The sequence below is a fragment of the Cupriavidus sp. GW822-FHT06G04 genome (assembly GCF_058799075.1).
In genome coordinates this window covers 23,552-49,121 of sequence record NZ_JBXALD010000004.1, presented here as the reverse complement: position 1 = coordinate 49,121, position 25,570 = coordinate 23,552, and the positions used below count along the sequence as shown (strand labels likewise).

Annotated in this window: 22 protein-coding genes; 14 read left to right on the top strand and 8 right to left on the bottom strand. The window is 65.0% G+C overall.

Features of this window, described 5'->3' with window-relative positions:
* Positions 1-372: 372 nt before the first annotated feature.
* The 5 genes from AC1RKI_RS10635 to AC1RKI_RS10615 all read left to right on the top strand — a co-directional run bounded on the left by AC1RKI_RS10635 (position 373) and on the right by AC1RKI_RS10615 (position 7,165).
* Positions 373-1,665 carry a dicarboxylate/amino acid:cation symporter gene (locus tag AC1RKI_RS10635; RefSeq protein WP_222156430.1) on the top strand — a complete coding sequence of 431 codons (1,293 nt, stop codon included), beginning with the start codon at positions 373-375 and terminating at the stop codon, positions 1,663-1,665.
* Between the two features lie 4 nt (positions 1,666-1,669).
* Entirely contained in the window at positions 1,670-2,572 is a 903-nt protein-coding gene (locus tag AC1RKI_RS10630) for an amino acid ABC transporter substrate-binding protein (RefSeq protein ID WP_150981621.1), read from the top strand.
* A gap of 253 nt (positions 2,573-2,825) precedes the next feature.
* Entirely contained in the window at positions 2,826-5,132 is a 2,307-nt protein-coding gene (locus tag AC1RKI_RS10625) for an FdhF/YdeP family oxidoreductase (protein WP_492795258.1), read from the top strand.
* Between the two features lie 189 nt (positions 5,133-5,321).
* Entirely contained in the window at positions 5,322-6,749 is a 1,428-nt protein-coding gene (locus tag AC1RKI_RS10620) for an aminotransferase-like domain-containing protein (protein ID WP_492795257.1), read from the top strand.
* Positions 6,746-7,165 (top strand): hypothetical protein, encoded by a 420-nt coding sequence (locus tag AC1RKI_RS10615; protein ID WP_492795256.1) that lies wholly within the window; start codon positions 6,746-6,748, stop codon positions 7,163-7,165. Before AC1RKI_RS10620 ends, AC1RKI_RS10615 begins: the two co-directional genes overlap by 4 nt.
* Positions 7,166-7,282: 117 nt before the next feature.
* Here the strand turns inward: AC1RKI_RS10615 and AC1RKI_RS10610 are convergent, their stop codons facing one another.
* From AC1RKI_RS10610 to wrbA, 3 genes are read right to left on the bottom strand one after another with little or no spacing between them, the layout of a single operon-like run.
* Positions 7,283-8,716, bottom strand: a complete 1,434-nt coding sequence (locus tag AC1RKI_RS10610) for an FAD-binding oxidoreductase (RefSeq protein ID WP_244787159.1) — start codon at positions 8,714-8,716, stop codon at positions 7,283-7,285.
* A gap of 5 nt (positions 8,717-8,721) precedes the next feature.
* A complete protein-coding gene (locus tag AC1RKI_RS10605) occupies positions 8,722-9,120 on the bottom strand; it encodes a DUF2069 domain-containing protein (RefSeq protein ID WP_150981617.1) in 399 nt (132 codons plus the stop codon).
* The gene (wrbA, locus tag AC1RKI_RS10600) at positions 9,117-9,713 is read right to left on the bottom strand and encodes an NAD(P)H:quinone oxidoreductase (RefSeq protein ID WP_061959524.1); all 597 of its coding nucleotides are present in this window, start codon (positions 9,711-9,713) and stop codon (positions 9,117-9,119) included. The genes AC1RKI_RS10605 and wrbA overlap by 4 nt, the downstream gene beginning before the upstream one ends.
* 200 nt (positions 9,714-9,913) lie before the next feature.
* On the opposite strand from wrbA, the gene AC1RKI_RS10595 reads away from it, so the two are divergent.
* The gene (locus AC1RKI_RS10595) at positions 9,914-11,260 is read left to right on the top strand and encodes a YihY family inner membrane protein (RefSeq protein WP_492795255.1); all 1,347 of its coding nucleotides are present in this window, start codon (positions 9,914-9,916) and stop codon (positions 11,258-11,260) included.
* 40 nt (positions 11,261-11,300) lie between these two features.
* Here the strand turns inward: AC1RKI_RS10595 and AC1RKI_RS10590 are convergent, their stop codons facing one another.
* The 3 genes from AC1RKI_RS10590 to AC1RKI_RS10580 form a co-directional block, all read right to left on the bottom strand.
* The gene (locus AC1RKI_RS10590; RefSeq protein WP_061959526.1) at positions 11,301-11,618 is read right to left on the bottom strand and encodes an Mpo1-like protein; all 318 of its coding nucleotides are present in this window, start codon (positions 11,616-11,618) and stop codon (positions 11,301-11,303) included.
* A 107-nt stretch (positions 11,619-11,725) separates the two neighbouring features.
* A complete protein-coding gene (locus tag AC1RKI_RS10585; RefSeq protein ID WP_492795254.1) occupies positions 11,726-12,550 on the bottom strand; it encodes an alpha/beta fold hydrolase in 825 nt (274 codons plus the stop codon).
* Positions 12,551-12,563: 13 nt separating this feature from the next.
* Positions 12,564-13,874, bottom strand: a complete 1,311-nt coding sequence (locus AC1RKI_RS10580; protein ID WP_492795253.1) for an O-acetylhomoserine aminocarboxypropyltransferase — start codon at positions 13,872-13,874, stop codon at positions 12,564-12,566.
* 292 nt (positions 13,875-14,166) lie between these two features.
* On the opposite strand from AC1RKI_RS10580, the gene AC1RKI_RS10575 reads away from it, so the two are divergent.
* The 5 genes from AC1RKI_RS10575 to AC1RKI_RS10555 all read left to right on the top strand — a co-directional run bounded on the left by AC1RKI_RS10575 (position 14,167) and on the right by AC1RKI_RS10555 (position 19,952).
* On the top strand, positions 14,167-14,622 hold the full coding sequence (locus AC1RKI_RS10575; RefSeq protein ID WP_061959763.1) for a CBS domain-containing protein: 456 nt from the start codon (positions 14,167-14,169) through the stop codon (positions 14,620-14,622).
* 131 nt (positions 14,623-14,753) lie between these two features.
* Positions 14,754-16,658, top strand: coding sequence for an MFS transporter (locus tag AC1RKI_RS10570; protein WP_150981612.1), 1,905 nt, complete (start codon positions 14,754-14,756; stop codon positions 16,656-16,658).
* 2 nt (positions 16,659-16,660) lie between these two features.
* On the top strand, positions 16,661-17,440 hold the full coding sequence (locus tag AC1RKI_RS10565) for a glutathione S-transferase family protein (protein WP_492795251.1): 780 nt from the start codon (positions 16,661-16,663) through the stop codon (positions 17,438-17,440).
* Between the two features lie 212 nt (positions 17,441-17,652).
* Positions 17,653-18,756, top strand: a complete 1,104-nt coding sequence (gene aroC / locus AC1RKI_RS10560) for a chorismate synthase (RefSeq protein WP_061959766.1) — start codon at positions 17,653-17,655, stop codon at positions 18,754-18,756.
* Positions 18,750-19,952, top strand: a complete 1,203-nt coding sequence (locus AC1RKI_RS10555) for an MFS transporter (RefSeq protein WP_490714602.1) — start codon at positions 18,750-18,752, stop codon at positions 19,950-19,952. Before aroC ends, AC1RKI_RS10555 begins: the two co-directional genes overlap by 7 nt.
* Positions 19,953-20,125: 173 nt before the next feature.
* Here the strand turns inward: AC1RKI_RS10555 and AC1RKI_RS10550 are convergent, their stop codons facing one another.
* A complete protein-coding gene (locus AC1RKI_RS10550) occupies positions 20,126-21,229 on the bottom strand; it encodes an NAD(P)/FAD-dependent oxidoreductase (RefSeq protein ID WP_061959767.1) in 1,104 nt (367 codons plus the stop codon).
* A 40-nt stretch (positions 21,230-21,269) separates the two neighbouring features.
* On the bottom strand, positions 21,270-21,971 hold the full coding sequence (locus AC1RKI_RS10545) for a FadR/GntR family transcriptional regulator (protein ID WP_227459697.1): 702 nt from the start codon (positions 21,969-21,971) through the stop codon (positions 21,270-21,272).
* Positions 21,972-22,275: 304 nt separating this feature from the next.
* Between AC1RKI_RS10545 and AC1RKI_RS10540 the strand changes: the two genes are divergently transcribed.
* The 3 genes from AC1RKI_RS10540 to AC1RKI_RS10530 all read left to right on the top strand — a co-directional run bounded on the left by AC1RKI_RS10540 (position 22,276) and on the right by AC1RKI_RS10530 (position 25,423).
* Positions 22,276-23,181: a flagellar brake protein gene (locus AC1RKI_RS10540; RefSeq protein ID WP_492795248.1), complete on the top strand. Its 906-nt coding sequence runs from the start codon at positions 22,276-22,278 to the stop codon at positions 23,179-23,181.
* Between the two features lie 141 nt (positions 23,182-23,322).
* Positions 23,323-24,387 (top strand): esterase/lipase family protein, encoded by a 1,065-nt coding sequence (locus AC1RKI_RS10535; protein WP_084004268.1) that lies wholly within the window; start codon positions 23,323-23,325, stop codon positions 24,385-24,387.
* Positions 24,388-24,529: 142 nt separating this feature from the next.
* Positions 24,530-25,423 (top strand): lipase secretion chaperone, encoded by an 894-nt coding sequence (locus AC1RKI_RS10530; protein WP_492795246.1) that lies wholly within the window; start codon positions 24,530-24,532, stop codon positions 25,421-25,423.
* Positions 25,424-25,570 lie beyond the last annotated feature (147 nt).

The following is a 25,570-nucleotide window of genomic DNA, read 5'->3' as shown; positions in this document are numbered from 1 at the left end:
GAGGCTCGGCGCGGATGGATAGGCGGTTCTATTAACTGCCGCCGTGGGAGGGCGGCGGGCCGGTGTGGCCCTGTGCGACGCTAGGGGCGCGGTCGGCGGGCCCGATGGCTCGTCGGGCGGGCGCTGCGCGCGCTTGTGGGTATGTCGCCCCGGCCGCGCTGGATGGGCGGTGGGCGAGTGTGGCGGATTATAAACATTGCACGTCATTGGTGCAAAGCCGATGCATGTGTGAGCGGCCGGCATCGACATCGCTGCGCCGCCCGATGCGTGCATGACGTTTTCGGTTTGCGCAATCGCGCACTGGCGAACTATCGTTGTTGAGGTGCAGACCTCGGCGCAGGACATCGATCAGGCCGCCCCCAAGGAGACGTCATGAGCAAGAAGTCAAATATCACGACCTGGATCCTGATAGCCATGATCCTCGGTGCGGGGGTGGGTTACGCCTGCAACACCGCTTTTCCCGATCCGAAGGTGGCCAAGGAAATCGCCGGCTATATCTCGATCATCACCGACGTGTTCCTGCGGCTGATCAAGATGATCATTGCGCCACTGGTGTTCTCGACGCTGGTGATGGGCATCGCGCACATGGGCGATGCCAGCACGGTCGGGCGCGTGGGGGTCAAGGCGCTGGGGTGGTTCATCACGGCGTCGCTGGTGTCGCTGACGCTGGGCCTGATCATGGCCACGCTGCTGCATCCGGGCGTGAATATCGGCTTGCCGCTGCCCGACGTCGGCGCCGCCACCAATCTGAAAACCAACGCCTTCACGCTCAAGGATTTTGTCGCGCACCTGGTGCCCAAATCGGTGGCCGAGGCGATGGCCAACAACGAGATCCTGCAGATCGTGGTGTTCTCGATCTTCTTTGGCACGGCGCTTTCCACGCTGGGAGAACGCGGCGCGCGCATGGCCGGCGTCATCGAGGATCTGGCGCAGATCATGCTGAAAATCACCGGCGCAGTGATGTGGATGGCGCCAGTGGCCGTATTTGCGGCGATCGCCTCGACGGTGACCACGCAGGGACTTGGCATCCTGATCACGTTTGCCAAATTCATGGGCAGTTTCTATCTCGCGCTGTTCGTGCTGTGGGGCTTGCTGACGCTGGCCGGCTTCGTCTTCCTGGGCCGGCGTGTATTCGATCTGGTCCGGCTGATCCGCGAACCGTTCCTGCTGTCGTTCTCGACCGCCAGCTCCGAGGCGGCGTATCCGAAGATGCTCGATTCGCTGGACCGCTTCGGCGTGAATCGCAAGATTTCGAGCTTCGTGCTGCCGCTCGGCTATTCGTTCAATCTGGACGGGTCGATGATGTACTGCACGTTTGCCGTGCTGTTTATCGCGCAGGCGTATGACATCCATCTGCCGCTGGCCACGCAGATCACCATGCTCCTGCTGCTGATGCTGACCTCGAAGGGCATGGCGGGCGTGCCGCGCGCATCGCTGGTGGTCATCGCCGCCACGCTGAACCAGTTCGGCATCCCCGAGGCGGGGCTGCTGCTGATCATGGGGGTGGATCAGTTCCTGGACATGGGGCGCTCGGCTACCAACGCGGTGGGCAATTCGATTGCGGCGGCCGTGGTGGCCAAGTGGGAAGGGCAGTTGACCACCGGGCCCGTACCGGAAACCGAGCCCGATATCCCCGGGCCCGGACCTGACGCCGCCAAGGCGTGAAGCCATGCGCGCCGCCATTTCGAAAATCCTCGCGGCATGGTTGATCGCCGCGGTGTGGGCGCCGCTGGCCATGGCGCAGGATGCCGGCGCGCTTCACGGCACGTTGCGCAAAGCCAAGGATTCGGGCGTGCTGATCATCGGCTATCGGGAATCGTCGTTGCCGTTTTCCTACCTGAACCAGGCCCAGCGTCCGATCGGCTATTCGATCGATATCTGCAAGGCCATCGTCGAGACCGCGGGCGCGGAAATCGGGCGTGACCTGACTATTCAGTGGGTGCCCGTGACCTCGGAGAATCGTTTCGATGCGATGACGTCGGGAAAGATCGATCTGGAGTGCGGATCCACCACGCGCAATGCCGATCGCATGCGCACCGTGGCGTTTTCGCCGGTGATCTTTATCGCCGGCACCAAGCTGATGGTGCCGCATGGATCGCGCATCAAGACATTCCGCGACCTGAAAGGCAAGACCGTTGTGGCAACCGCCGGCACGACCAACGCCGACGCCATCGAAAAGCTCTCGACCCGCTTCAGCCTCGACATCAAGCTGATCCGCGCGCGCGATCACGCCGATGCATTCGAGATCCTGCGTCGCGGCGGCGCCGATGCCTATGCGGGCGACGATGTGCTGCTGTACGGATTTCTGGCGCGCTACGCCGCCGCCAAAAGCTTCGACATCACCCGCGATTTCCTGTCCTATGACCCGTACGGCGTGATGCTGCGCAAGGATGATCCGCAGTTTGCCGCCGTGGTGGACCAGGCGGTGCGCGGCCTGATGACTTCGGGCGAAATAGAGCGGCTGTACAAGCAGTGGTTTCTGGACAGGCTGCCGACCGGCGAGCGCATCGGCATCCCGATGAGTCCGCAGCTGGAAGACATCATCAATGCCACCCCCGAGCAGCCCGATTGAGGCGCCGCCAGGGGCCGGCGCGCGCAGGTGTGTCATGCGCCACACGCATCAATTCATCGAATATCGCCTAAAAATGAAAGTACAGTTTCAAGATTGTGCACTGCGATAGTGCAAACTGTACTCTTCTTCGTCTTGCCGTTCTGTACGCCCACAACATCACTTGGGCGACCTAGTCTGCAACCATCGCATCGAGTGGCCGGACACCACAAAAACGGGCCGGACGCTCGGGCTCCCGTTCAGAAAGTCGCCCCCGATGAGTACTCCGACGCCCGAAAAGGGCCATGTTGCCCCCTATACGCACGCCGCCGCCGGTTGGGGTGCGCTCAAGCAGGTCGCCATCAATCTGGTCAAGGAAAAGGTTGCCGGCGGCAAGTACAAGACGCTGTTCAAGCAGAACCAGCCGGACGGTTTTGACTGTCCGGGGTGCGCGTGGCCCGATCGCCAGCACGCGTCGACCTTCGAATTCTGCGAAAACGGCGTCAAGGCGGTGGCCGCCGAGGCGACCAGCAAGCGCGTGACCAACGCGTTTTTCGCGCAATACACGGTCGCCGAGCTGATGCGGCAATCGGACTACGAACTGGAACAGCACGGCCGGCTTACGCATCCGATGAAGTACGACGCCGCCACCGACAAGTACGTGCCGGTGGACTGGGACGAAGCGTTCCGCCTGATCGCCGATCACCTGCGTCGTCTGGACGATCCCAACGCCGCCACGTTCTATACCTCGGGCCGCGCCAGCAACGAAGCCGCGTTCCTGTTCCAGTTGTTTGTGCGGATGTATGGCACCAACAATTTCCCCGACTGCTCCAACATGTGCCACGAGGCCACCAGCCGTGGCCTGCCGGTGACGGTCGGCGTGGGCAAGGCGACAGTGCTGCTCGACGATTTCCAGCTGGCCGACACGATCATGGTGTGGGGCCAGAACCCCGCTACCAACCATCCGCGCATGCTCAACGAATTGCGCGACGCGTCGCGGCGAGGTGCGACCATCGTATCGATCAATCCGCTCAAGGAGCGGGGACTGGAGCGTTTCGTCAGCCCGCAGCACGTCACCGAGATGCTCGGCGGCGGCGGCACCCGGATCGCGTCGATGTTCGTGCGTCCGAAGCTGGCGGGCGACTTCGCGCTGCTCAAGGGCATCGGCAAGCGCGTGATCGAACTGGACGACGCGGCCGTCGCCAGCGGCGGCAAGCGCGTGATCGACGTCGATTTCATCGCGGCCCACACTGCGGATTTCGACGCTTTCGCCGCTGACCTGCGCGCCGAAAGCTGGCCCGACATCGTGGCCGAATCAGGCGTGTCGCGCGACGAGATCGATGCGCTGGCGAACGTCTATGTCAATAGCGAGCGCACCATCATGTGCTGGGGCATGGGTCTGACGCAGCATAAGGAGTCCGTGCGCACCATCCAGCTGTTGTCCAACGTGATGATGATGCGCGGCAATATCGGCCGGCCCGGCGCCGGGCTGATGCCGGTGCGCGGCCATTCGAACGTGCAGGGCGACCGCACGATGGGCATCGAGGAGCAGCCGGACGAGGCATTTCTCAAGCGGCTGGGCGAGGTGTTCGATTTCGAGCCGCCGCGCGAGCACGGCCAGGATGTGGTGGGCGCGATCAATGCGATGCTGGCCGGCAAGGTCAAGGTGTTTGTCGGGCTGGGCGGCAATTTCTCGATCGCCACGCCCGACACCCCGCGCACGTGGCAGGCGCTGCGCCAGTGCGATCTGACCGTCAATATCGCCACCAAGCTCAATCGCAGTCATCTGGTGATCGGCAAGGATGCGCTGCTGCTGCCCACGCTGGGCCGCACCGAGATCGACGAGCAGGACGGCGTGGCGCAAGGCGTGACGGTCGAGGACTCGGTGTGCATGGTGCATATTTCGTACGGCATGAACAAGCCGGCCTCGCCGCACCTGTTGTCCGAAACGATGATCGTGGCGCGCATGGCCGAGGCCACGCTGGGCACGGCGAAGGTGGACTGGCGCTGGTACGCGCAGGACTATTCGCGCATTCGCGATGCCATCGGCAAGGTGATCCCTGGCTTCGAGGGCTATAACGAGCGCGTGGCCGTGCCGGGCGGATTCCACCTGACGCCGGCGTCGCGCAATCGCGTCTGGCGTACGGCCAGCGGCAAGGCGCAGTTCCTGGTGCTGCCGATCGACAAGGACACGCCGATCAAGCGCGCCCGCGACAAGTATGGCGACGACTTGCTGGTCATGATGACCACACGTTCGCACGACCAATACAACACCACGATCTACGGTCTCGACGATCGCTATCGTGGCGTGTTCGGGTTGCGTCGCGTGGTCTTTATCAACCGCGCCGATCGCGAACGGCTTGGGTTTGCCGACGGCGAGCGCGTTGACATCACCAGCGTCTGGGAGGATGGTGTGACGCGCCGCGTGCAGGACTTCCTGCTGGTCGACTACGACATCCCCGCCGGTTGCCTCGGGGCGTACTATCCGGAAACCAATCCGCTGGTGCCGCTGGAAAGCATCGGCGACCGCTCCGGAACGCCGACGTCGAAGTCGATCCCGGTGCTGCTGCAGCGCGCCGCCTGAGCGGCCATCGCCAACGGCCGCGCGCGCCAGCCGCGCGGCAGCATCGCCTTTGCCTTCGCCTTCGCCTCCGGAACGGTAGGGTCGAATACACTTCGGCTGTTCAAACCGTATTAGCATCGCATCCGCTGGTGGCGCAGGCTGACGCCTGGGTTGCCGGTGCGTTCCGGACAACCCTGAAAGCGAACCTTGGTGACCCTGTACGAAAAGCTTGCCGCCGATATCGAAGCGCTGGTGCAGCAGGGCGTGCTGCTGCCGGGCGAAAAAATTCCCTCGGTACGGCAGGCCGCGCAGCATCATCGGCTCAGTATCACCACGGTCATTCGGGCCTATCTGCTGCTGGAATCGCGCGGCATTCTGGAAAGCCGGCCGCAATCGGGCTATTTCGTGCGCGCACGGCCCGGCGAGCCGGCCATCGAACTGCAGCCCTCGCGCCCGGCCGCCCGGCCGTCGGCGGTCGATGTCAGCGCGCTGGTGCTCTCCACGCTGCGGTCGATCCGGGCCGACGACGCGGTGCCGCTCGGGTCGCCGTATCCGGATCCCAAACTTTATCCGTGGCAGCGCATCATCCAGTACGCCAATGCCATCGGCAAGCGCTTCGACACATGGAGCGTGCTCGACGATCTGCCGCCCGGATCGCCGCAACTGATACGGCAGATCACGCGGCGGTATCTGGAAAACGGCTGCACCGTGGATCCGCACGAGGTGATCGTCACGATCGGCGCCACGGAAGCGATCAACCTGTGTCTGCAGGCGGTGGCCCGCCCCGGCGACACGATTGCCGTCGAATCGCCGACCTACTACGCGATGCTGCATGCCATCGAACGTCTGGGCATGCGCGCGGTCGAGGTGGCCACCGATCCCGTTGAAGGCATCGACGTGCAGGCGTTGGCGCGGCTGCTCGATGAACGCCGTGTCGCCGCCTGCATGGTGATGCCGAATTTCCAGAATCCACTTGGTTTCCAGATGTCGGACGCGCGCAAGCAGGCGCTGGTGGAACTGCTGACGGCGCGCGATATCCCGGTGATCGAGAACGATGTGTATGGCGAACTGTATTACGGCGATGCGCACCCCACGTCGCTCAAAACCTACGATACGGCGGGTATCGTCCTGCATTGCTCGTCGTTCTCGAAGACGCTGACCAACGCATACCGTATCGGCTGGGCGTTGCCGGGGCGCTACAAGGAGCAGGTGGAGCGGCTCAAGTTCCTGAACACGTTGACCACTTCGACGCTGCCGCAACTGGCCATCGCCGAGTTCCTGCGCAAGGACGGCTACGACTACCATTTGCGGCGCGTGCGCAAGACCTATGCGCAGCAGGCGAGCATCATGGCGGCGGCGGTGCGGCGGTTTTTTCCTGCCGGCACGCGCGTGTCGCGCCCGGCCGGTGGGTATGTGCTGTGGGTGGAACTACCGGAAGAAGTCGACGCGATGGTGCTCTATCACGCGGCATTGGAACGGCGCATCACCGTGGCACCGGGGCACATATTCTCGCCGGTGCCCACCTATACCAATTGCATCCGCCTCAATTACAGCGGCGCGTGGTCGGCCGAAATGGAATCGGCGGTCATCACGCTGGGCAAGCTTGTGGCGACCTTGCAGCAACGGGACGAGACATGACCGATATGACCGACGACGATGCGGCGCAAGCGGAAAACGAAGCCCTCGATCCGGTTCTGGCGGCGATCTTGCGCGTGCTTTGGGAGCATGCGCGACAGCATCGCGCGTCGACACCGGAATCCGATGCCGAACCTGGCCGGCGCCGCGCCCCGACGGCAGATCCGTCAGCCGAAGACGGCAAGGCCCCCGACAACGGCCTATCGCTGGCGCGTATCAGCAAGCGCGCCGGCGTTCAGATGAGCGTGCTGCGACGTGTGCTGACACAGCTGGCCGACGCCGATCTGGTAAGGGTAGCAATGGAAGAGGACGGGCGCGGCGCGGCGCGTTTGACCGAAGAGGGTGCCGCGATATGCGAGCAATTGTTCGACGCGCCCGACCCTGGCGAGGCGCGGGGTCAGGCGCCGGTTCGCCATTAGGCTGGCATCGCCGAAGGTGAGCGCCGACTGGCTGGCCGGCGCCGCGCCGGGCGTGGCGCGGTGTCGCCAAGTGCGGAGCGGTGGTGCGGGATCGGCGCGTCGCTCGCGTCCTGCGCGTCAAACCACCTTTCCGGGATTCATTAGTCCCTGCGGGTCCAGGGCCGTCTTGATGGCGCGCATCATGGCCAGTTCGACTTCGCTCTTGTAGCGCCGGTTTTCCTCTCGCTTGAGTTGCCCCAATCCGTGTTCGGCCGAGATCGATCCATTGTGGGCGTGCACGCTGTTGTGGACGATCAGGTTGATGGCGTCCTGATGCGACAGGAATTGCTCGTGATCGACGCCAACCGGCGGCGACACGTTGTAGTGCAGGTTGCCATCGCCAAGATGGCCGAACGTGACCATGCGCGCGCCGGGATAAGCATCTTGCAGCAGCGCGTCGGTGGTCTCGATGAAATCGGCCACGCGCGAAATCGGCACGGCGATATCGTGCTTGATGTTCTTGCCTTCCTCGACCTGCGCCAGCGGGATATGTTCGCGCAGATTCCAGAAGTCGCGCGACTGCTGCACGGATTCCGCCACGACCGCATCAGTGACGACTCCCGCCTCGAAGGCGGCCTCCATCATTTTCTCGAAGATCGCGCGGGCGTGCTGCTCGCTTTCGCTGTCGGACAGTTCCAGTAATACCAATTGCGGATGCTGCGCCGTGAACGGATAGCGCAATTGCGGGAAATGCTTTGTCACCAGGCCGATGCACATCGCTGACATCAGTTCGAAACCGGTCAACATGGCGCTGGCGTGCGATTGCGCGATGGCCAGCAGAGCCAGCGCGGCGCGCGGGCTTTCCACGGCGGCCAGCGCCGTCACGCGTGCGCGCGGCGCCGGGTACAGCTTCATCACGGCGGCGGTGATGACGCCAAGCGTGCCTTCCGCGCCGATAAACAGGTCGCGCAGGTCGTAGCCGGTGTTGTCCTTGCGCAGGCCGCGCAGGCCGTTCCAGATTTCGCCCCTGGCGTTGACCACTTCCAGCCCCAGGCAAAGCTCGCGGGTGTTGCCATAGCGCAGCACCGCCGTGCCGCCCGCGTTGGTGGAAAGATTGCCGCCAATCGTGCAACTGCCCTCGGCAGCGAGCGAAAGCGGAAACAACCTGCCATGCTCGGCGGCCGCTTCCTGCAACTGCTGCAGGATCACGCCGGCTTCGACGGTGATCGTGTTGTTGAGCGGATCGACCTGGCGGATACGGTTCATGCGCTGCAGCGACAGGACCACCGCGCCGCGCGCCGCCACATTGCCAGCCGGCGGCGTGGCACCGCCGCATAGCCCCGTGTTGCCGCCCTGGGGCACCACGGCCAGCTTGTGCACATGGCAGGCCTGCATGACGGCGGCGACTTCCTCGGTACTGCCCGGGCGCAGCACCGCCAGCGCGTCGCCGGTGTAGCGGCCGCGCCAGTCGGTCAGGTAGGGCGCCTTGTCGGCGGCGTCGGTCAGCACGTTGTTCGCGCCGACGGCGGCGCGGCAAAGATCGAGAAAGGAATCGAGGTGCGCAGCGGTCATGACGGTCAGGATGGTTGGGCCGGGCGGGCGGCGGCCTTGGCGCGGCGCTTGTAGGGCCGCAGGTAAAGGATCGTGCTGAGGAAGAACAGCAGCGTCAGTGCCACCTCGCCCCAGGCCAACCAGACGGACGGCCCGCGGTCACTGGTGGCGCGCACGATGCCTTCCGTGAAATAGAGCAGGATCAGCATCGACGACCACTGCATCGTGTAACGGTTGCGCGTCCATACGCCGCGCAGCACGGGCAGCAGCAGCACGCACTTCAGGATCAGCCAAGAGCCGCCTGGGCGCAGCGGCGCAAGAAACCATTCCCACGCGATGCACAGCGCAATCAGCGCGATGACGCTGGCCATGGCCAGGCGCCAGAGTGCGGGCTGATGCAGGTCGCGGTCCGTGGCGGCGATCATCGCGCGCTCAGTTTCAGGGCGGTCTGGGCCAGTCGGCGGCCCATTGCCATGGCCAGCGACGCTTCGTGGTCGGTGACCGGACCGTGATTGTCGACGTGCGCATGGTGGCTTGGGCCGTATGGCGTGCCGCCGGCGGTGGTGGTCATCAGCCCGGCTTCGGAGTAGGGCAGGCCGACGATCAGCATGCCGTGATGCAGCAGCGGCAGCATCATCGACAGCAGCGTGGTTTCCTGACCGCCATGAAGGCTGCCGGTCGACGTGAACACGCAGGCCGGCTTGCCGGACAGCGCGCCGGAGAGCCACTGGGCGACCGTGCCATCGAGGAAATACTTCATCGGCGCGGCCATGTTGCCGAACCGCGTGGGACTGCCCAACGCCAGGCCCGCGCATTCTTCGAGGTCGCGCAGTTCGGCGTACGGAGCGCCTTCGGGCGGGATGTCCGGCGCGGTGGCTTCGCAGACCGTGGAAACCGGCGGCACGGTGCGCAGCCGCGCTTGCGCGCCCGGAACGCTTTCAATACCGGTGCCGATCAGTTCGGCCAGCTTGCGGGTGCTGCCGTGGCGGCTGTAGTAGAGGACGAGGATGTCGATCATGGATGCGAGAAGCGCGGCGGGCAGGCGAAACACCGATACGGAACGGAACGCCGCGGCGGCACGGGCGCGGCGCCGCCTGGAAGGCGAGACGGCGCTGCAAATCAATCCGCGTATTATAGTTGTGGCCCTGCCCGAAGTGCTCCATCGAAGACGCCAGTCGGGCATTTTCAGAATTGTCGTATCCAGGAGCCCGCCCCAGCATGCCTTTCGCCCCCGCCGTCCGCATCGCCCGCCTGCGCCGGGAATGGAATCTGCAGAAGGTGCGCGCGCTGGCTCGCTATGCGCTGCGCCGCGCCGGGCAAGACCGCCTGCCGCAGGTGTCCGCCAGCCTGACATTCACGACCGTGCTGGCCGTGGTGCCGGTGCTGACCGTGGCGTTCGCGCTGCTGGCCGCGTTCCCGGTATTCCGCGATTTCCGCGGGCAGATCGAGACGTTCCTGTTTCAGAACCTGATCCCGGGCGGCAATATCAGCGACTCGGTGTCGCGCTACATCGGCCAGTTTGCCAAAAGCGCGCGCGGGCTAACCGCGCTGGGTCTGGGCGGCCTGATGGTGACCTCGGTGCTGACGATGCTGACCGTGGAGGACGCGCTCAATGCGATCTGGCGCGTCAAGCGGCGCCGGCCGCTGGCACAGCGGATCCTGGTGTTCTGGGCGGTGCTGACGCTGGGTCCCGTGCTGATCGGTGCAAGCCTGTCGATCAGTTCCTATCTGTTGTCGGTCTCGCTCGGCTACGTCGGCAATCTGCCGTTCGGCGTGAGCCTGCTGGTGGCGGCAGTGCCGGTGGCGCTGTCGGCGCTGGCCTTTGCGTTCCTCTATATGGCGGTGCCGTATGCCTACGTGGACTGGCGCGACGCGATCGTCGCCGGCATCGTGGCGGCCGTGGCATTCGAGGTGGCCAAGCGCGCCTTCGGCTATTTCATCACCCATATCCCCACCTACACGGCGGTCTACGGGACCTTTGCCGTGTTGCCGTTGTTCTTGTTGTGGATGTATGTCAGCTGGCTCGTGACTTTGCTGGGCGCGACGATCGCGGCCAATTTGCCGGTGATTCGCGAAGGGCACTGGCGCCGCCGTACGTTCGCCGGCAGCGAATTCTTCGACGCGCTGGGCGTGCTGTACCTGCTTTACCGCGCGCGCGATGAAGTGCCGCGCAGCGTCGGCGAACTCGACATGGGGCGCAAGCTGCGTGTGGAAGCCGATTACCTGGCCGGGCTGCTTGGCAAGCTCAAGGCCATGCATCTGGTTGGCAAGCTGCAGCAGGATCGCGGCCAGGCGCATTGGGCGCTGCTTTGCGACCCGTCCCAGGTCACGCTGCGCATGCTGCACGATCGTCTGGTGCTGAATCTGGCGCGGTTGCCGCGCACAGCGCTGGCGCAGCAGATGCAGGGCGTGGAGGTGCTGCGCGGGATTCTGGACAACCCGCAGCTCGCTCAGACGCTCGAGGCGGTGTTCCGCCAGCAGACCGCCGGCCCGGCCGCCAACGAGGAAGGCGACGAGCGCGCCGTAATCGAAGCAATGCCGGCAGGCCGGCACGGACAGGCCTGAGTCCGCCCTTACCGCGGCTGCGCGCGCAGGCGGCGCGGCGTCAGAATTTGATGCGGCCGCGCAGTATGTCCGCGTACATCACCCAGTCGCCCATCAGGCTGTAGAACGGGTGCCGGAACGTGGCCGGACGGTTTTTCTCGAAGCCGAAATGTCCGACCCATGCGAATGCGTAGCCGGACAGCAACGCGGCCAGCAGCCACCAGCCGTTGCCGGTGACAGCCAGCGCAACCAGGCACAGCAGCGCCACCGTCGAGCCCGCAAAGTGCAGGCGCCGGCAGGTGAGGTTGCGGTGCTCGTTCAGATAGAACGGGTAAAAGTCGGCAAAACTGGCGAATTCCTTGGCTGGGGCCTGGGCCATGGCGGTCTCCTGATGGTCTTGTCCGGCCGTTCTGTGGGGCGTCCGGTGGCGCGTTCTTTGGGCCGTGCTGTCGTAGCGTTCCGAAGGCAAGTGTAGTGCGCCGCGCGCTACCCCGCAGCGACGACTTTTCTTGCAAAGGCCGCCAGCAGGTCGAGCACCTCGTCGGGCTTTTCTCCCATCATGGCGTGCCCGCTGGGCACTGCGCTCACGCTGGCCTTGGACATCCTGGCGGCCAACGCGTGGGCGGCCTTCGGCGAAGTCATCATGTCCTTGGTGCCCACCACGAACAAGGCCGGGCAAGCGACGGCGGCGGCCGCTTCGTCGCCATGCGCGTAGCCGTTGCACGCGGAAAAATCGTTGTGGAACACATGCGCACCGGGGTTGCGCGCCGACACGCGTTCCATCAGCCGCTGGCTGCCGCCATGCATCCACGCGCCCGGTCCCGGGGACGACGGCTTGCTGGCCAAGCTCGATATCGACCATTGGTTGACCATCGCGATGGCATCGCTCTCGCGATTGAGCGCAGCGTCGAGCAGCGCGTCGGAAACCTTCATCGGATAGGCGGTGGCCAGCAGCGCGATGGCGCGCACCGCGGCGGCGTGCCTGGCCGCGCATTCGAGCGCGATCAGCGATCCCATGCTGTGGCCGAACACCAGCGCGGGCGCCGTGACGCCGGCCGCGGCGACCAGCGCCATGACCCAGTCGGCCATCGCTTCGACCGACGTCAGCGGCGCGCCGATGCTGCGGTTGTGGCCGGGCAGGTCCACCGCCAGGACGGAAAAGCCGTGATTGGCGAACCAGCGCGTTTGCAACGCCCAGACGCTATGGTCGTTCTGCGCGCCGTGAACGAACACCACGCAGGGCAGGGTGGGGTCGAAACGTTTGCCGCCGGTATATGCGTAGGCCTTCTGGCCCGAAATGGTCAGTTCCATTGCTGTCGCTCCGTCACGCCTTGGCGCCCATCGCCTTCTCGGCGGCTTTCAGGCCGCGCTTGAGGTCGTCGATCAGGTCGTCCGGGTCTTCGAGCCCGATCGACAGGCGGATCGTGCCTTCGCCGATTCCGGCAGCCTTGAGCGCCGCCGCGTCCATGCGGAAGTGCGTGGTCGACGCGGGATGGATGACCAGCGAGCGCGCGTCGCCAACGTTGGCCAGATGCGAAAACAGCGCCAGGCTTTCGATGAAGCGCTGCCCGGCCTTGCGGTCGGTCTTCAGGTTGAAGCTGAATACCGCGCCGCAGCCGCGCGGCAGCAATCGTTTGGCCAGCGCATGGTCGGGATGCGATTCGAGTTCGGGGTAGGCCACCGATTCGACCATCGGATGCGCGGCGAGAAACTGCACCACGCGCCGCGTGTTGTCGACATGGCGGCCCATGCGCAGCGGCAGCGTCTCGATGCCTTGCAGCAGTTGCCATGCCGCCATCGGATTCAGGCACGCGCCGAAGTCGCGCAGGCCTTCGCGCCGTGCGCGCAGCAGAAATGGCGCCACCGTGCTTTCCTCGGTGAACACCATGTTGTGAAAACCTTCGTAGGGCTCGGACAATTCCGGAAAGCGCCCCGATTTTTCGAAATCAAACGTGCCGCCTTCGGCGAGCACGCCGCCGATGGTGGTGCCGTGTCCGCCCAGGAACTTGGTGGCCGAGTGGTAGAGCAGCCCGGCGCCGTGATCGAACGGACGCAGCAGATAGGGCGTGGTGAACGTGGAATCGACCAGCAACGGGATGCCATGGTCCTGGCCGATCTGGGCCACGGTTTCGATATCGAGCACGTCCAGGCCAGGATTGCCGAGCGATTCGCCGAACAGCAGCTTCGTTTGCGGACGAATGGCGGCGCGCCAGGCGTCGATGTCGCGCGGATTGACAAACGTCGTCTCAATGCCGAAGCGGCGCAGCGTGTAGTGCAGCAGGTTGTGCGACCCGCCGTACAGCGCCGTGGACGCCACGATATGCGAGCCGGCGCCCATCAGCGTGGCCACCGCCAGATGCAGCGCGGCCTGGCCCGAGGCCGTGCCGATCGCTCCAGCGCCGTTTTCCAGCGCCGCGACGCGTTCTTCGAATACGGCCACCGTCGGGTTGCTGATGCGCGAATAGACGTGACCGGCGCGTTCCATGTTGAACAGTGACGCGGCGTGCTCGCTATCGCGGAACACGAACGAGGTGGTCAGGTGGATCGGCGTGGCGCGAGCCCCGGTGGCGGGATCGGGCGCGGCGCCGGCGTGCAGGGCCAGCGTGTCGAAGCGGCTGCCGGACGAAGTGGACATGGCGGGATCGGCTCGTATGGTCGAGCTGTGGTGGTTGTCTCGTGTCCGGCATCCTAGCACCATGCGGCACTTGCGCGCCCTCGGGGTTTGTCCGCCGGGGCGGGGCGCCATATTGTCGTCCCGGCGCCGCGGATCGGCCTGTAAGGCAGGCGGCGAGCCGTGCTCGCTTTACTTGAGATGGCGGTTTGGGCTAGCATCGTCCATCGGGTTTTGCCCCATCCATCAAATCAGCCTGGCGCCCAGGCATTTGCCGGTATCGGCAAGCGCAACACAAGGCAGCGGAGACACCACCATGAAAGTCAGCGACATCCTGCAGATCAAGGGCAACACGCTCTACACCGTCACCCCGGATACGCCGCTGCAGCAGGCCATTCAAACCATGGCCGAGCACGATATTGGGTCGCTGGTGGTGATGGAATACGGCGATCTGGTGGGCATGCTGACCTTCCGCGAGGTCATCGAGACGCTAGCGGCCAACCAGGGCACGCTGGGCACCTACAGCATCCGCAAGATCATGGACGATGCGCCGCTGACCTGCACGCCGGAGACCGATGTCAACGAAGTGCGCCGCATGATGCTGGAGCGCCACACCCGCTACCTGCCGGTGCTCGACAGCCGCACCCTGATGGGCGTGATCTCGTTCTATGACGTCGCCAAGGCCGTGGTCGAAGAGCAAAGTTTCGAGAACCGCATGCTCAAGGCCTATATCCGCGACTGGCCGGAAGAAAAGGAAGAGCGCGCTGGCTGACCGCGCCGCGTCCGGCAAATCCGCGATTCTTCTTTTGAGAATTGTCCTGTAGCGGCCAATGTCGGCTGCTGGCATGATGGCGACGACTGATGCCCTGGCGGGTCACCGGGGTCCACCAACGTTTGCCTTTCATGAGCCAAGATAGTCAGTTTCGCCTGCTGGGAGTGCGCCGCTTCGCCCCGTTTTTCTGGACGCAGTTCCTCGGGGCGATGAACGACAACGTCTTCAAGGTTGCCTTCACGTCGCTGGTGACCTACCACGCCACACTGTTCGACGGCGTCGATCCACACAGCGCGGCATTCCTGATCTCGGCCATCTTCATTGCACCGTTCGTGCTGTTCTCGGCCACCAGCGGGCAGATTGCCGACAAGATCGAAAAATCCAGGCTGATCCGGCTGGTCAAGTCGCTCGAGATCGGCATCATGCTGCTGGGCCTGGCCGGCTTCTATCTGCATTCGGCGCCGCTGCTGTACGTGGGCACGTTCCTGATGGGGCTGCATTCCACGCTGTTCGGTCCGGTCAAGTTTGCCTATCTGCCGCAGCATCTGGACCAGACGGAACTGGTCGGCGGCAACGGCCTGGTGGAAATGGGCACGTTCGTGGCCATCCTGGTCGGCACGCTGCTTGGCGGCGAGCTGGCGGGCCTGGCGCGCGCCGACGGCACGCTGGTCGGGCCGTTCTATGTCGGCATGGCGTGCGTGGCATTGGCGGTTGCGGGCCGCGCGGTGTCGCAAGCGGTGCCGCTGTCGCCGGCGCCCCAACCCGACCTGCGCATCAACTGGAATCCGTTTACCGAGACCTGGCGCAATCTTGCGCTGGCGCGCGAGCGGCGCGTCGTGTTCCTGAGCCTGCTCGGCATTTCCTGGCTATGGTTTCTCGGCGCCACGTTCCTTACGTCGTTTTTCAGTTTCGCCAAAGACGTGCTGGGCGGCGATCAGAACGTGGTGACGCTGCTACTTGCGGTGTTTTCCATCGGCATCGGCATCGGGTCCTTGTTGTGCGAAAGGCTGTCCGGCCGCCATGTCGAAATCGGGCTCGTGCCGTTTGGCTCGATCGGCATGACGGTGTTTGCCGTTGACCTGTATTTCGCCACCCACGGTCACACCACCGGCGCGGCACTGAGCGGCGTCAGCGGTTTCCTGGCGCAATCGGGCCACTGGCGCGTACTGTTCGACCTGTTCGGGGTGGCAATGTTCGGCGGGTTCTACAGCGTGCCACTCTACGCGCTGATCCAGAGCCGCTGCGCGCCCACGCACCGGGCGCGCATCATCGCCGCGAACAATATCCTCAACAGCTTCTTCATGATCGGCGCGTCGCTGCTAGGCGTGGCGATGACCCAGGCGGGTTATTCGATCCCGCAGCTGTTTCTGGTGGTAGGGCTGCTCAATGCCGTGGTCGCCATCTATATCTACACGTTAGTGCCCGAGTTCCTGCTGCGCTTTATCGCCTGGCTGCTGGTGCATACGATCTACCGCCTGCGCCGCGTCAACGCCGAGCGCATTCCGGAAGAGGGCGCCGCCGTGCTGGTTTGCAACCACGTGAGCTTTGCCGATGCCGTGGTGCTGATGGCGGCCAGCCCGCGGCCTGTGCGGTTCGTCATGGACCACAACATCTTCAAGGTGCCGCTGTTGTCGTGGTTCTTCCGGCAGGCCAAGGCCATCCCGATTGCACCCGCGCGCGAAGATCCGGCGATGCTGGAGCGCGCGTACGATGCCGTGGCGGCTGCGCTCCAGGACGGCGAGTTGGTCTGTATCTTCCCCGAGGGCAAGATCACGGCGACCGGCGATGTCAATCCGTTCAAGAGCGGTGTGCAGCAGATCATCATGCGCACGCCGGTGCCGGTGGTGCCGATGGCGTTGCGCGGCCTGTGGGGCAGCTTCTTCTCGCGCAAGGGCGCGCCGGCCATGAGCCGTCCGTTCCGCCGCGGCGTGTTGAGCAAGCTGGAACTGGTGGTGGGCGAACCCGTGCCGCCGGAAACCGCAACGCCGGAAGGCTTGCAGCAAATGGTGCTTGCCCTGCGTGGCGATTGGAAATAGCGATGATTACGCTCTATACCTTTGGCCCGGCATTCGGTCTGCCCGACGCCAGCCCGTTCGTCATCAAGGCGGAATTGCTGCTGAAGCTGGCCGGCCTGCCGTATCAGACCAGGCGCGGCAATGTGCGCCGCGCGCCAAAGAGCAAGTTGCCCTATCTCGACGACATGGGGCGGCTGATTGCCGATTCCACGCTGATCCGCTGGCATATCGAGAAGACCTATCACATCGATTTCGATGAGGGGCTGACGCCCGCACAGCGCGGCACGGCGTGGGCGGTGGAAAAGCTGCTCGAAGACAACCTCTACTGGGCGGTGGCGCGTGTGCGCTGGCTCGAAGGCGACAACTTCGAGCGCGGTCCGGCGCAATTCTTCGGTTTCGTGCCGGCGCCGCTGCGCGGAATGGTGAAGACGCTGGTTCGTCGCAAGGTGCGTCAGATGCTGTGGGCGCAAGGCTTGGGACGGCATACCCACGAGGACATGGCGGCCATTGCGATACAGGGTGTGAGATCGGTCACGGACATCCTCGGCGACAAGCCCTATCTGATGGGCGATCGGCCATGCGGCGCTGACGCCACGCTATTCGCCTTCGCGGCGAGCCTGCAGTCGCCGGTATTCGAAACGCCCATCCGTGCCGAGGCCGAATCGCATGCGAACCTGCAAGCCTATCTGGCGCGCATGAAGGCGCGGTTCTATCCCGATTTTGCAGGGAGCGGCGTCTTTGCCGCCGATTTCGGCGCGATCAAGGGCAGCGACGAAGTGGGGGCGTCGGTGGTCAGTCGATAATCCTCTTGCGCGGGCGCGGGCGCGGGCGCGGGCGCGGGCGCGGGCGCGGTCGCGGGCGAGGGTGCCGTGGGATGCAGCGGGTGTGGCGCGGCTGTGCGGCGCAGGCACGATGCGCCGGCCGACGCTGCAGGCCGGGTTCCGTCGGAACGTCTCTGCAACGCGCTAATGGCCTTACAATGTAGGCCGTCCCCAATTTCTGTGCGGTTTCGATCATGTCTGGCAATACTCTCGGCCTGCTTTTCACAGTGACTACGTTCGGGGAGTCCCACGGCCCCGCCATTGGTGCGGTGGTGGACGGATGTCCTCCGGGCATGTCGCTGACCGAAGCCGATATCCAGATCGATCTGGACCGTCGCAAGCCGGGAACGTCGCGCCATGTGACCCAGCGTCAGGAAGCGGATCAGGTGGAGATCCTTTCGGGCGTATTCGAAGGCAAGACCACCGGTACGCCGATCTGCCTGCTGATTCGCAATACCGACCAGCGCAGCAAGGACTACGGCAATATCGTCGAAACCTTCCGGCCCGGGCATGCCGATTACACGTACTGGCATAAGTACGGCATTCGCGACTATCGCGGCGGCGGCCGGTCGTCCGCGCGTCTGACCGCGCCCGTGGTGGCCGCGGCCGCCATCGCGCGCAAGTGGCTGCGCGAACAGTTCGGTACGGAAATCCGTGGCTACATGTCGCAGCTTGGCGAGATCGCCGTGCCGTTCACCGACTGGAAGCATGTACCCGAAAATCCGTTCTTCGCGGCAAACGCGGAGATCGTGCCCGAACTCGAAACCTATATGGACGCGCTGCGCAAGGATGGCGATTCCGTCGGCGCGCGCATCGAAGTGGTTGCCAGCGGCGTGCCGGTCGGCCTGGGCGAGCCGCTGTTCGACAAGCTCGATGCGGACATCGCGCACGCTATGATGGGCATCAACGCGGTCAAGGGTGTCGAGATTGGCGCGGGCTTCGACAGCGTGTCGCAACGCGGCACGGTGCATGGCGACGAACTGACGCCGGAGGGCTTTCGCACCAACAATTCCGGCGGCGTGCTGGGCGGTATCTCGACCGGTCAGGACATCTCGGTGTCGCTGGCGATCAAGCCGACGTCGAGCATCCGCACCGCGCGCGAGTCGATCGACAAGGCGGGCAATCCGGCAAGCGTCGAAACCTTCGGCCGCCATGATCCGTGCGTAGGCATCCGCGCCACGCCGATTGCCGAAGCGATGCTCGCATTGGTATTGATGGACCACGCGCTGCGCCATCGGGCCCAGTGCGGCGACGTGCGCGTCGATACGCCCCGTATTCCGGCACAGGCAAAATCCTGAGCGCCGCCTCGTCTCGCCCCGGGTCGATCGATCCGGGGACCTATCTCCGTTTCGGACTGTTCTATCTCGGCTATTACGGCTACGTCGGCGTGATATCGCCCTACGTCAGCCTGTTTTTTGCCGATCGCGGCTTCTCGCCGGTGCAGATCGGCGTATTGATGGCCTGCTTTCAGCTAAGCCGCATCGTCGGTCCCTATCTGTGGGGTTGGCTTTCGGACGTCACGCATACGCGCGTGAAACTGTTGCGGCTGGCTGCGATTGCATCGCTGCTGGCGTTCCTGACCGTGCCCGGCGTGCACGGCTATGGCGCGATGATGGCGATGATGATCGGACTCAACCTGATCACCAGCGCGATGTCTCCGCTAGGCGACGCATTGACGATCTCCACGCTGCGACGCCATGGTGCGTTCGATCACCGTTACGGGCGCGTGCGCATGTTCGGCTCGGTCGGATTTATCGCGTCTGTGCTGCTTGGCGGCGCGCTGTTCGAATATGCCGGCATGTCCGCGTTTCCGTGGCTGGCCAGCGGCATGCTGGCGTTGTTTGCACTGGTGGTGTTTGGCTTGCGCGATGCACCCGACGAAGGGCCGCGCGTGCGGCCGCCGCCGGCGTTGCCCCTGTTGCGACGGCCCGACGTGGCGTGGTTTCTGGCTTCCGCGTTCCTGATGATGTTTGCGCACGCGGCGCTGTATGTCTTCTATTCGCTGTACCTGGAGCAATTGGGCTACAGCAAACTCGCCATCGGCGTGATGTGGACGATCGGCGTGGTTGCCGAAATCGTCTTCTTTTTCTATCAGGGCAAGCTGTTTGGTGCGCTGGCATTGCGCACGATACTCGCCGGCACTTTCGTGCTGGCCGCGCTGCGCTTCGGCTTGACCGGCTATTTTGCCCAGTACGTCTGGTTGATGGCCGTCGTCCAGATCCTGCACGCGGCCACCTTCGCGGCGCACCATAGCGCCAGCCTCAAGCGGCTGCAGCGCTGGTTCGCGGGGCCGCTGCAGGGCCGGGGCCAGGCGCTTTATACGGGGATTTCCTACGGCGTCGGTGGCACCCTGGGCGGGCTGGCGATGGGGTGGACCTGGAAGACGCTGGCGCCGATGCACACATTCGGTCTGGCCGCGCTTGCCGCGGTGATCGGGGCAGGATGCGCCGCGATGAGCTTCCGCGGCGAGCGCCGGGACGCGCAGGGCGCGTAATCGCGGCGCGTCGATTCCCGCGCATTGATCCCGAAACGTTGATTTCGAAGCGTTAATCCCGGCGCGTAAGCGCAGCATCGAATCCTGGCATGTGAACTGGTGCGCAGTGAGCTTGGCCCCGAGCGTTGCACCGGACGCTGCGCTGCGCAGCCTGATCCGCGCAGTGCTCCCCGTCAGGCCAGGAGTGTCGTCACGCGCTCCGCAATCGCCAGCGACGACGTCAATCCCGGCGATTCGATCCCGAACAGGTTGACCAAGCCCGGCACGCCATGTGTTTGCGGTCCATCGATGCGGAAATCGGCCGCCGTCTCTGTCGGGCCGCTGATTTTCGGCCGGATTCCTGCGTAACCGGGCTGCAACGCGCCATCGGCCAGTCCCGGCCAGTACCGTCGCACCTCGTCATAGAAGCTATCCGCGTCGTGTGGCGGCACGCTGTATTCGATTTCGTCGATCCACCGCACGTTCGGTCCGAAGCGAGCCTGGCCGCCCAGGTCCAGTGTCAGATGGACGCCGAGCCCGGCCGCTTCGGGCACGGGATAGATCAGGCGCGAGAACGGCGCGCGGCCCGCGAGCGTGAAATAGCAGCCCTTGGCGTAGTACTGCGGCGGAATGTGTTCGGGCGGGATCCCGGCGATACGCCGGGCAAGTTCCGGCGCGGTAAGGCCGGCCGAATTGACCACCGTGCGCGCCATCAGCGTGGTGGCGCCTTCGTCGCCGCCCACTTCCAGGCGGATGCCCTCGGGCGTGACCGCGCCCGACAGCACCGGCGACTGGACGGCCAGCATGGCGCCGGCCTGCTCGGCATCGCCAAGCAGCGCGGTCATCAGGCCGTGGCTGTCGATGATGCCGGTCGATGGCGACAGCAGCGCCGCGTGGCATTCGAGTTGCGGCTCGAGCGCCCGCGCCTCGTCGCGCGTCAGCCATTGCATGTCGTGCACGCCGTTGGCTTCCGCCTTGGCGCGGATGCCGGCCAGCGTGGCCATCTGCGCTTCGCTGGTGGCGACGATCAGCTTGCCGCAGCGCTGGTGCGTGACATGATGGCTGGCGCAGTAGTCGTACAGCATTGCCTTGCCGCGTACGCACAGTTCGGCTTTCAGCGAACCGGCCGGATAGTAGATGCCGGCGTGGATCACCTCGCTGTTGCGCGCGCTGGTGATCGTGCCGAAGGCGTTTTCGGCTTCGAGAATAATCACCTCGCGGCCTTGCTGAGCGAGCGCACGCGCCACGGCCAGCCCCACCACGCCAGCGCCGATCACGACGCAATCCACTTTTTCCATCTGTCTCTCCTGTTTTCTTTCCGCCGGTCTGTACCGGGACTTATGCAAGGCCCATCCGTGTTGCCGCCGCGCTCAGGTGCGCGCTGGCCGCCGCGCGTGCGGCAACGGGATCGCCGCTGGCGATGGCTTCGACCAGCGCCATGTGTTCTGCATCCGCCGCGCGCGGGGTGCCCTCGCGGGCGTGCAATTGCGCACTGTTTTCCCACGCATGCTGGCGGGCCGCGAGCAACTGCTGGCCAACGAAATCGGTCAGGCCGGTAAAGCAGGGGTTGTGCGCCGCTTGGGCAATCGCGTGATGAAAGGCGATATCGGCTGCCGCCGCCGTCGCGAAGTCGTCGGCGTGGCGCAGCATCGCGGCCAGCGCCTGTCGAATCCGCGCGAGATCGGCGTCGGTGCGTCGCAACGCGGCCATTTCAGCGCAAGCCGTTTCCACGAGGCGACGCAGCTCGAATAACTGGGCCAGCGTCGGGCCGCCATCGGGCGCACTGGCCACGCGCCAGACCTGTCCGCCCGGCGTCTCCGACACATAAGCGCCCGAGCCCTTGCGTGTCACGAGTACGCCATCGGCTTTCAGTAAGGCAATCGCTTCCCGGACGATGGGACGACTGACGTCGAATGCCTCGGCCAGCGCGGCCTCCGCGGGCAGGCGCGCGCCGACGGTATAACGGCCCGCACCGATGTCGTCGCGCAGCGATTGGGCGATGCGGGTCGCGAGCGAGGCCGGGCGGGGCAACGGATCCATGAGTATTGATATATGTCAGGCTGTCTGACAGATTTTGCGGATAAGTGGCGATTCTGCGTTGCTGTTCAATCCCAGTCAAGTATTGCATTGTCAGAGGGTGCGCAATGATCCACTTCGTGTTGGCTCCTGCGTACGCCAGCGGCGCCTTCCTCGAAGGTGGGGTCAAGGTTTTGTCACATTTTGTCGATAGCCCTCGCATTGAGCTCAGTGCCGGTGCGACAGCCCCGGCGGCTGCCATTCATCCCGATTTCCCGTGCGGGGCCGTCATCGCACCGCACGTGTTTCATGGAGAGTCAATCGCGCCATGATTCCGCTTTCTCCCCAAGACCTGCCCGTGGGGCAGCCGCTGCCATGGTCGCTACTCGACGGACAGGGCAATCTGATGTTGGGCAGCGGCAGCATCATCCCGGACGCGCGCGATCTGGCGCTGGTGTTCCGGCACGGCACGGTTTGCCGGCCCGATGAAATGCCCGAGGCGGGCAACGAGGCCGATGCGCAGGGCGGGTCGCGCCTCAGCAATGGGCCGCTGGGCCTGCAGGTCGGCACGCTGCTGCACGTGAAAACCCCCGGCGACAGTTCGCGCGCGGCCGCCAGCCGGCTGATCGGATTTATCGAGCAGGGGCTGTTCGTGACGTGGCCAACGCTGGGCGGGCGGGAGTTGTCTGTGACCGCCGGCGAGTCGCTGCTGCTGCGCGGGTTTTCGGGGCACGCGATCCACAGCTTTACATCGACGATCACCGCGGTGTGCCGCAGCCCGTTCCGGTATCTGGTGCTCTCCGCGCCGGCGCAGACCGAGCAGATGCCGGTGCGTCGCGCCACGCGCGTGGCCACCCGGCTGGCCGCATATCTGCTCGACAACATCGACGAAGCAAGCCCGACCGCGAGCGATGCCACCACCGAGGCGCAGGTGGGCGAGGGGCTGGCGCGGCTCGGTCTGCTTTCCGATCTCAGCACGGGCGGCGCGCTCGTGCAGACCTCGTCGCCGGCGCCTGCGGTCGGGCAGAAGGTGCGATTGCGATTTCATCTGCGCACGGCCTCGCTCGATGCGGAGGTCACCGTTGACGCAACCGTGCGCAGCGCGCCCGCGCAGGACGATGATGATTTTCCAGCGTTCGGCGTCGCGTTCGACGCGCTCGGCGAGCGCGAGCTGACGCTGCTGCAGTGCTTCATCTACGAGCAATTGCTGGCAACGACCTGCATGCCGGTTTGATGCGATGCGCATCGCATGTTTGAAACGGATTCTGCGTCCGCGTTAGTGCGTTGCCTCTAGCAACGCGCCTTGCCTTGCCGGCGGTTGGCATCTTTAGTTGTGCAGACAAAGACAAGACCAACCGTCGAAGAGGAGACATCGATGACGCCGACTCCCTGGCGCCGTGCCGCCGCATGGCTTTGCGCAGTGGTTGCAATAATTTTTTCGATGCTGCCGCCGCCCGTGCAGGCCGCCAGCGACTACGCAAGAACGCGCTATCCGATCGTGCTGGTACACGGCCTGACCGGGGCCGAGAAGATGGGCGGCGTGCTCGATTACTGGTACGGCATTCCCGAACTGCTGCGCGCCAATGGTGCGACGGTTTATGTGGCCACGGTGCCGGCCTTCAACAGTGACGAAGCGCGCGCACTGCAGCTGGCCGATTATGTGCGCAGCGTGAAGCTGGCTACCGGAGCGGACAAGGTCAATCTGATCGGCCATAGCCAGGGCGGACCGACGTCGCGCGTGCTGGCCGCCATGTCGCCACAGGATGTGGCGTCGGTCACCACCATCGGCAGTCCGCATCGCGGCAGCGAATTCGCCGACCTCGTGCTCGATGTGATCAACGGCGTCAACCAGGTGCCGGTGGTCGGGTCCGTGCTCGTTGGCTTGATCGCCGATGTGGCCAATGCGGTCGGCTGGTTCCAGGGCATCAGCAATGGCGTGGACAACGGCGCAGCCATCGATCAGGACGCACTGGCTTCGCTGAAGATTCTGACCACGCGCGCGGCGGCCGCGCAGAATGCGCGGTTGGACGCGACGTTGAAGCCGGGCACACCGTCGGCGCTGGGCGCCAATTGTGCGACGGCGGGTGCGGCAATGGAGCAGCGCCAGGCGCGCGATGCGTCGGGCAATCTGGTGACCTATACACAGGCCGCGTATTCCTGGACGGGGCGAGGCGGCGCGATCGACCTGTTCCGATCCAATCTGCTCGATCCCACCACCGCGCTGATGGCCGCGACGGGCGGCCTGATGAGTCTGAAAGGTTCCGGGCCGAACGATGGGCTGGTTTCGGTATGCAGTAGTCAGTGGGGCAGGGTGCTGGCCACCAATTACTACTGGAATCACCTCGACGAGGTCAACCAGATTGCCGGCTTGTTCCAGGACGTCGATCCGCGCACGGTGATCCTGCAGCACGCCAACCGGCTGCGCAATGATCGGCTCTGAGCCGCGCCGCTTGCCGGTCTGGTCGTGGATCTGGCTGCCTGGGGTAGTGCTGGGCGCTGCGGCGTGGTTTGCATTGAGGCCGCCGGAGGCGCTTGACAGTGGACCGTCCGCTATCCCGCCACACGCGCCGGGGATCGCCGACATGGCCGCAGCGCCGCCCGCGCCAGCGACGCGATTGCCCACGTTGCCCGACGTCGACGTGCCGCCCGGGCCGGAACTCGATGCGCACGGCAATCTCCGGCTGACACGCGCCTTGCGCAGTTACTACGACTATTTTGATGCGATCGGAGCGGACATCGCCATCGACCGCGCGGTGCGCGACGATATCGCGGCGCGCGTGCCGGAACCGGCGGCGTCACAGGGGTTTGCGTTGTGGCAGCGCTATCGTCAATATCTCGCCGCCGCGCGGTCGCTGGCCGCAGGGCGCACGCAGTTGTCGGCATCGGTGCAGCAGGCGTCGCTCGAACAAATTGAACGCCTGCGCACGCAATTGGCTGAGCGTCGCGCAATGCGACAGCAATATCTCGCCGATGTCGCAACGCTCTGGTTTGCCGACGACGATGCGTATGACGATGCGATGCTTGATCGCCTGGCGGTGGCGGCGCAGCCTGATCTCGATGCCAACGAACGCCAGCGCCGCTTGAATGCCGCCGAGGCCAGACTGCCGGCGGCGATGCGCGAGGCGCGCGCGTCGGGCGAGCAGCCGCTGCGGATTTCGGAAACCGTCGCCAGCATGCGGGCGCAAGGCCGCAGCACGCAGGACATCGCCGCGGCGTTGGCGCAGGACTTTGGCAGCGATGTGGCGCAGCGCTACGCGTTGCAGGCGCAGGCCGAGCAAGGCTGGAACGACCGGTATGCGGATTACGCGCGCCAGCGTCGGCAAATCGAACAGTCGACGGGACTGACCGAGGCAGATCGTCAGCAGCAGGCGGCGCAATTGCGTGCGCAAATGTTTGCCGATTCGAGCGAGGCGCTGCGCGCGTATGTCACCGATGTGGCGGCGACAGCAGGCCGGGCCGAGGCGAATTCCCGATAGCACGACACCATGACTGCATGACGCAGGCGTCGCCAGTGGCGCGTCAGGTCGTAGAAGCAGAAACGCCGGCAGTCGTGGCGACATGCCGGCGTTTCTGTTGGCACTTCTGTGGGCACTTCTCTTGCGTTCACGTCGCCGCGCGGACCG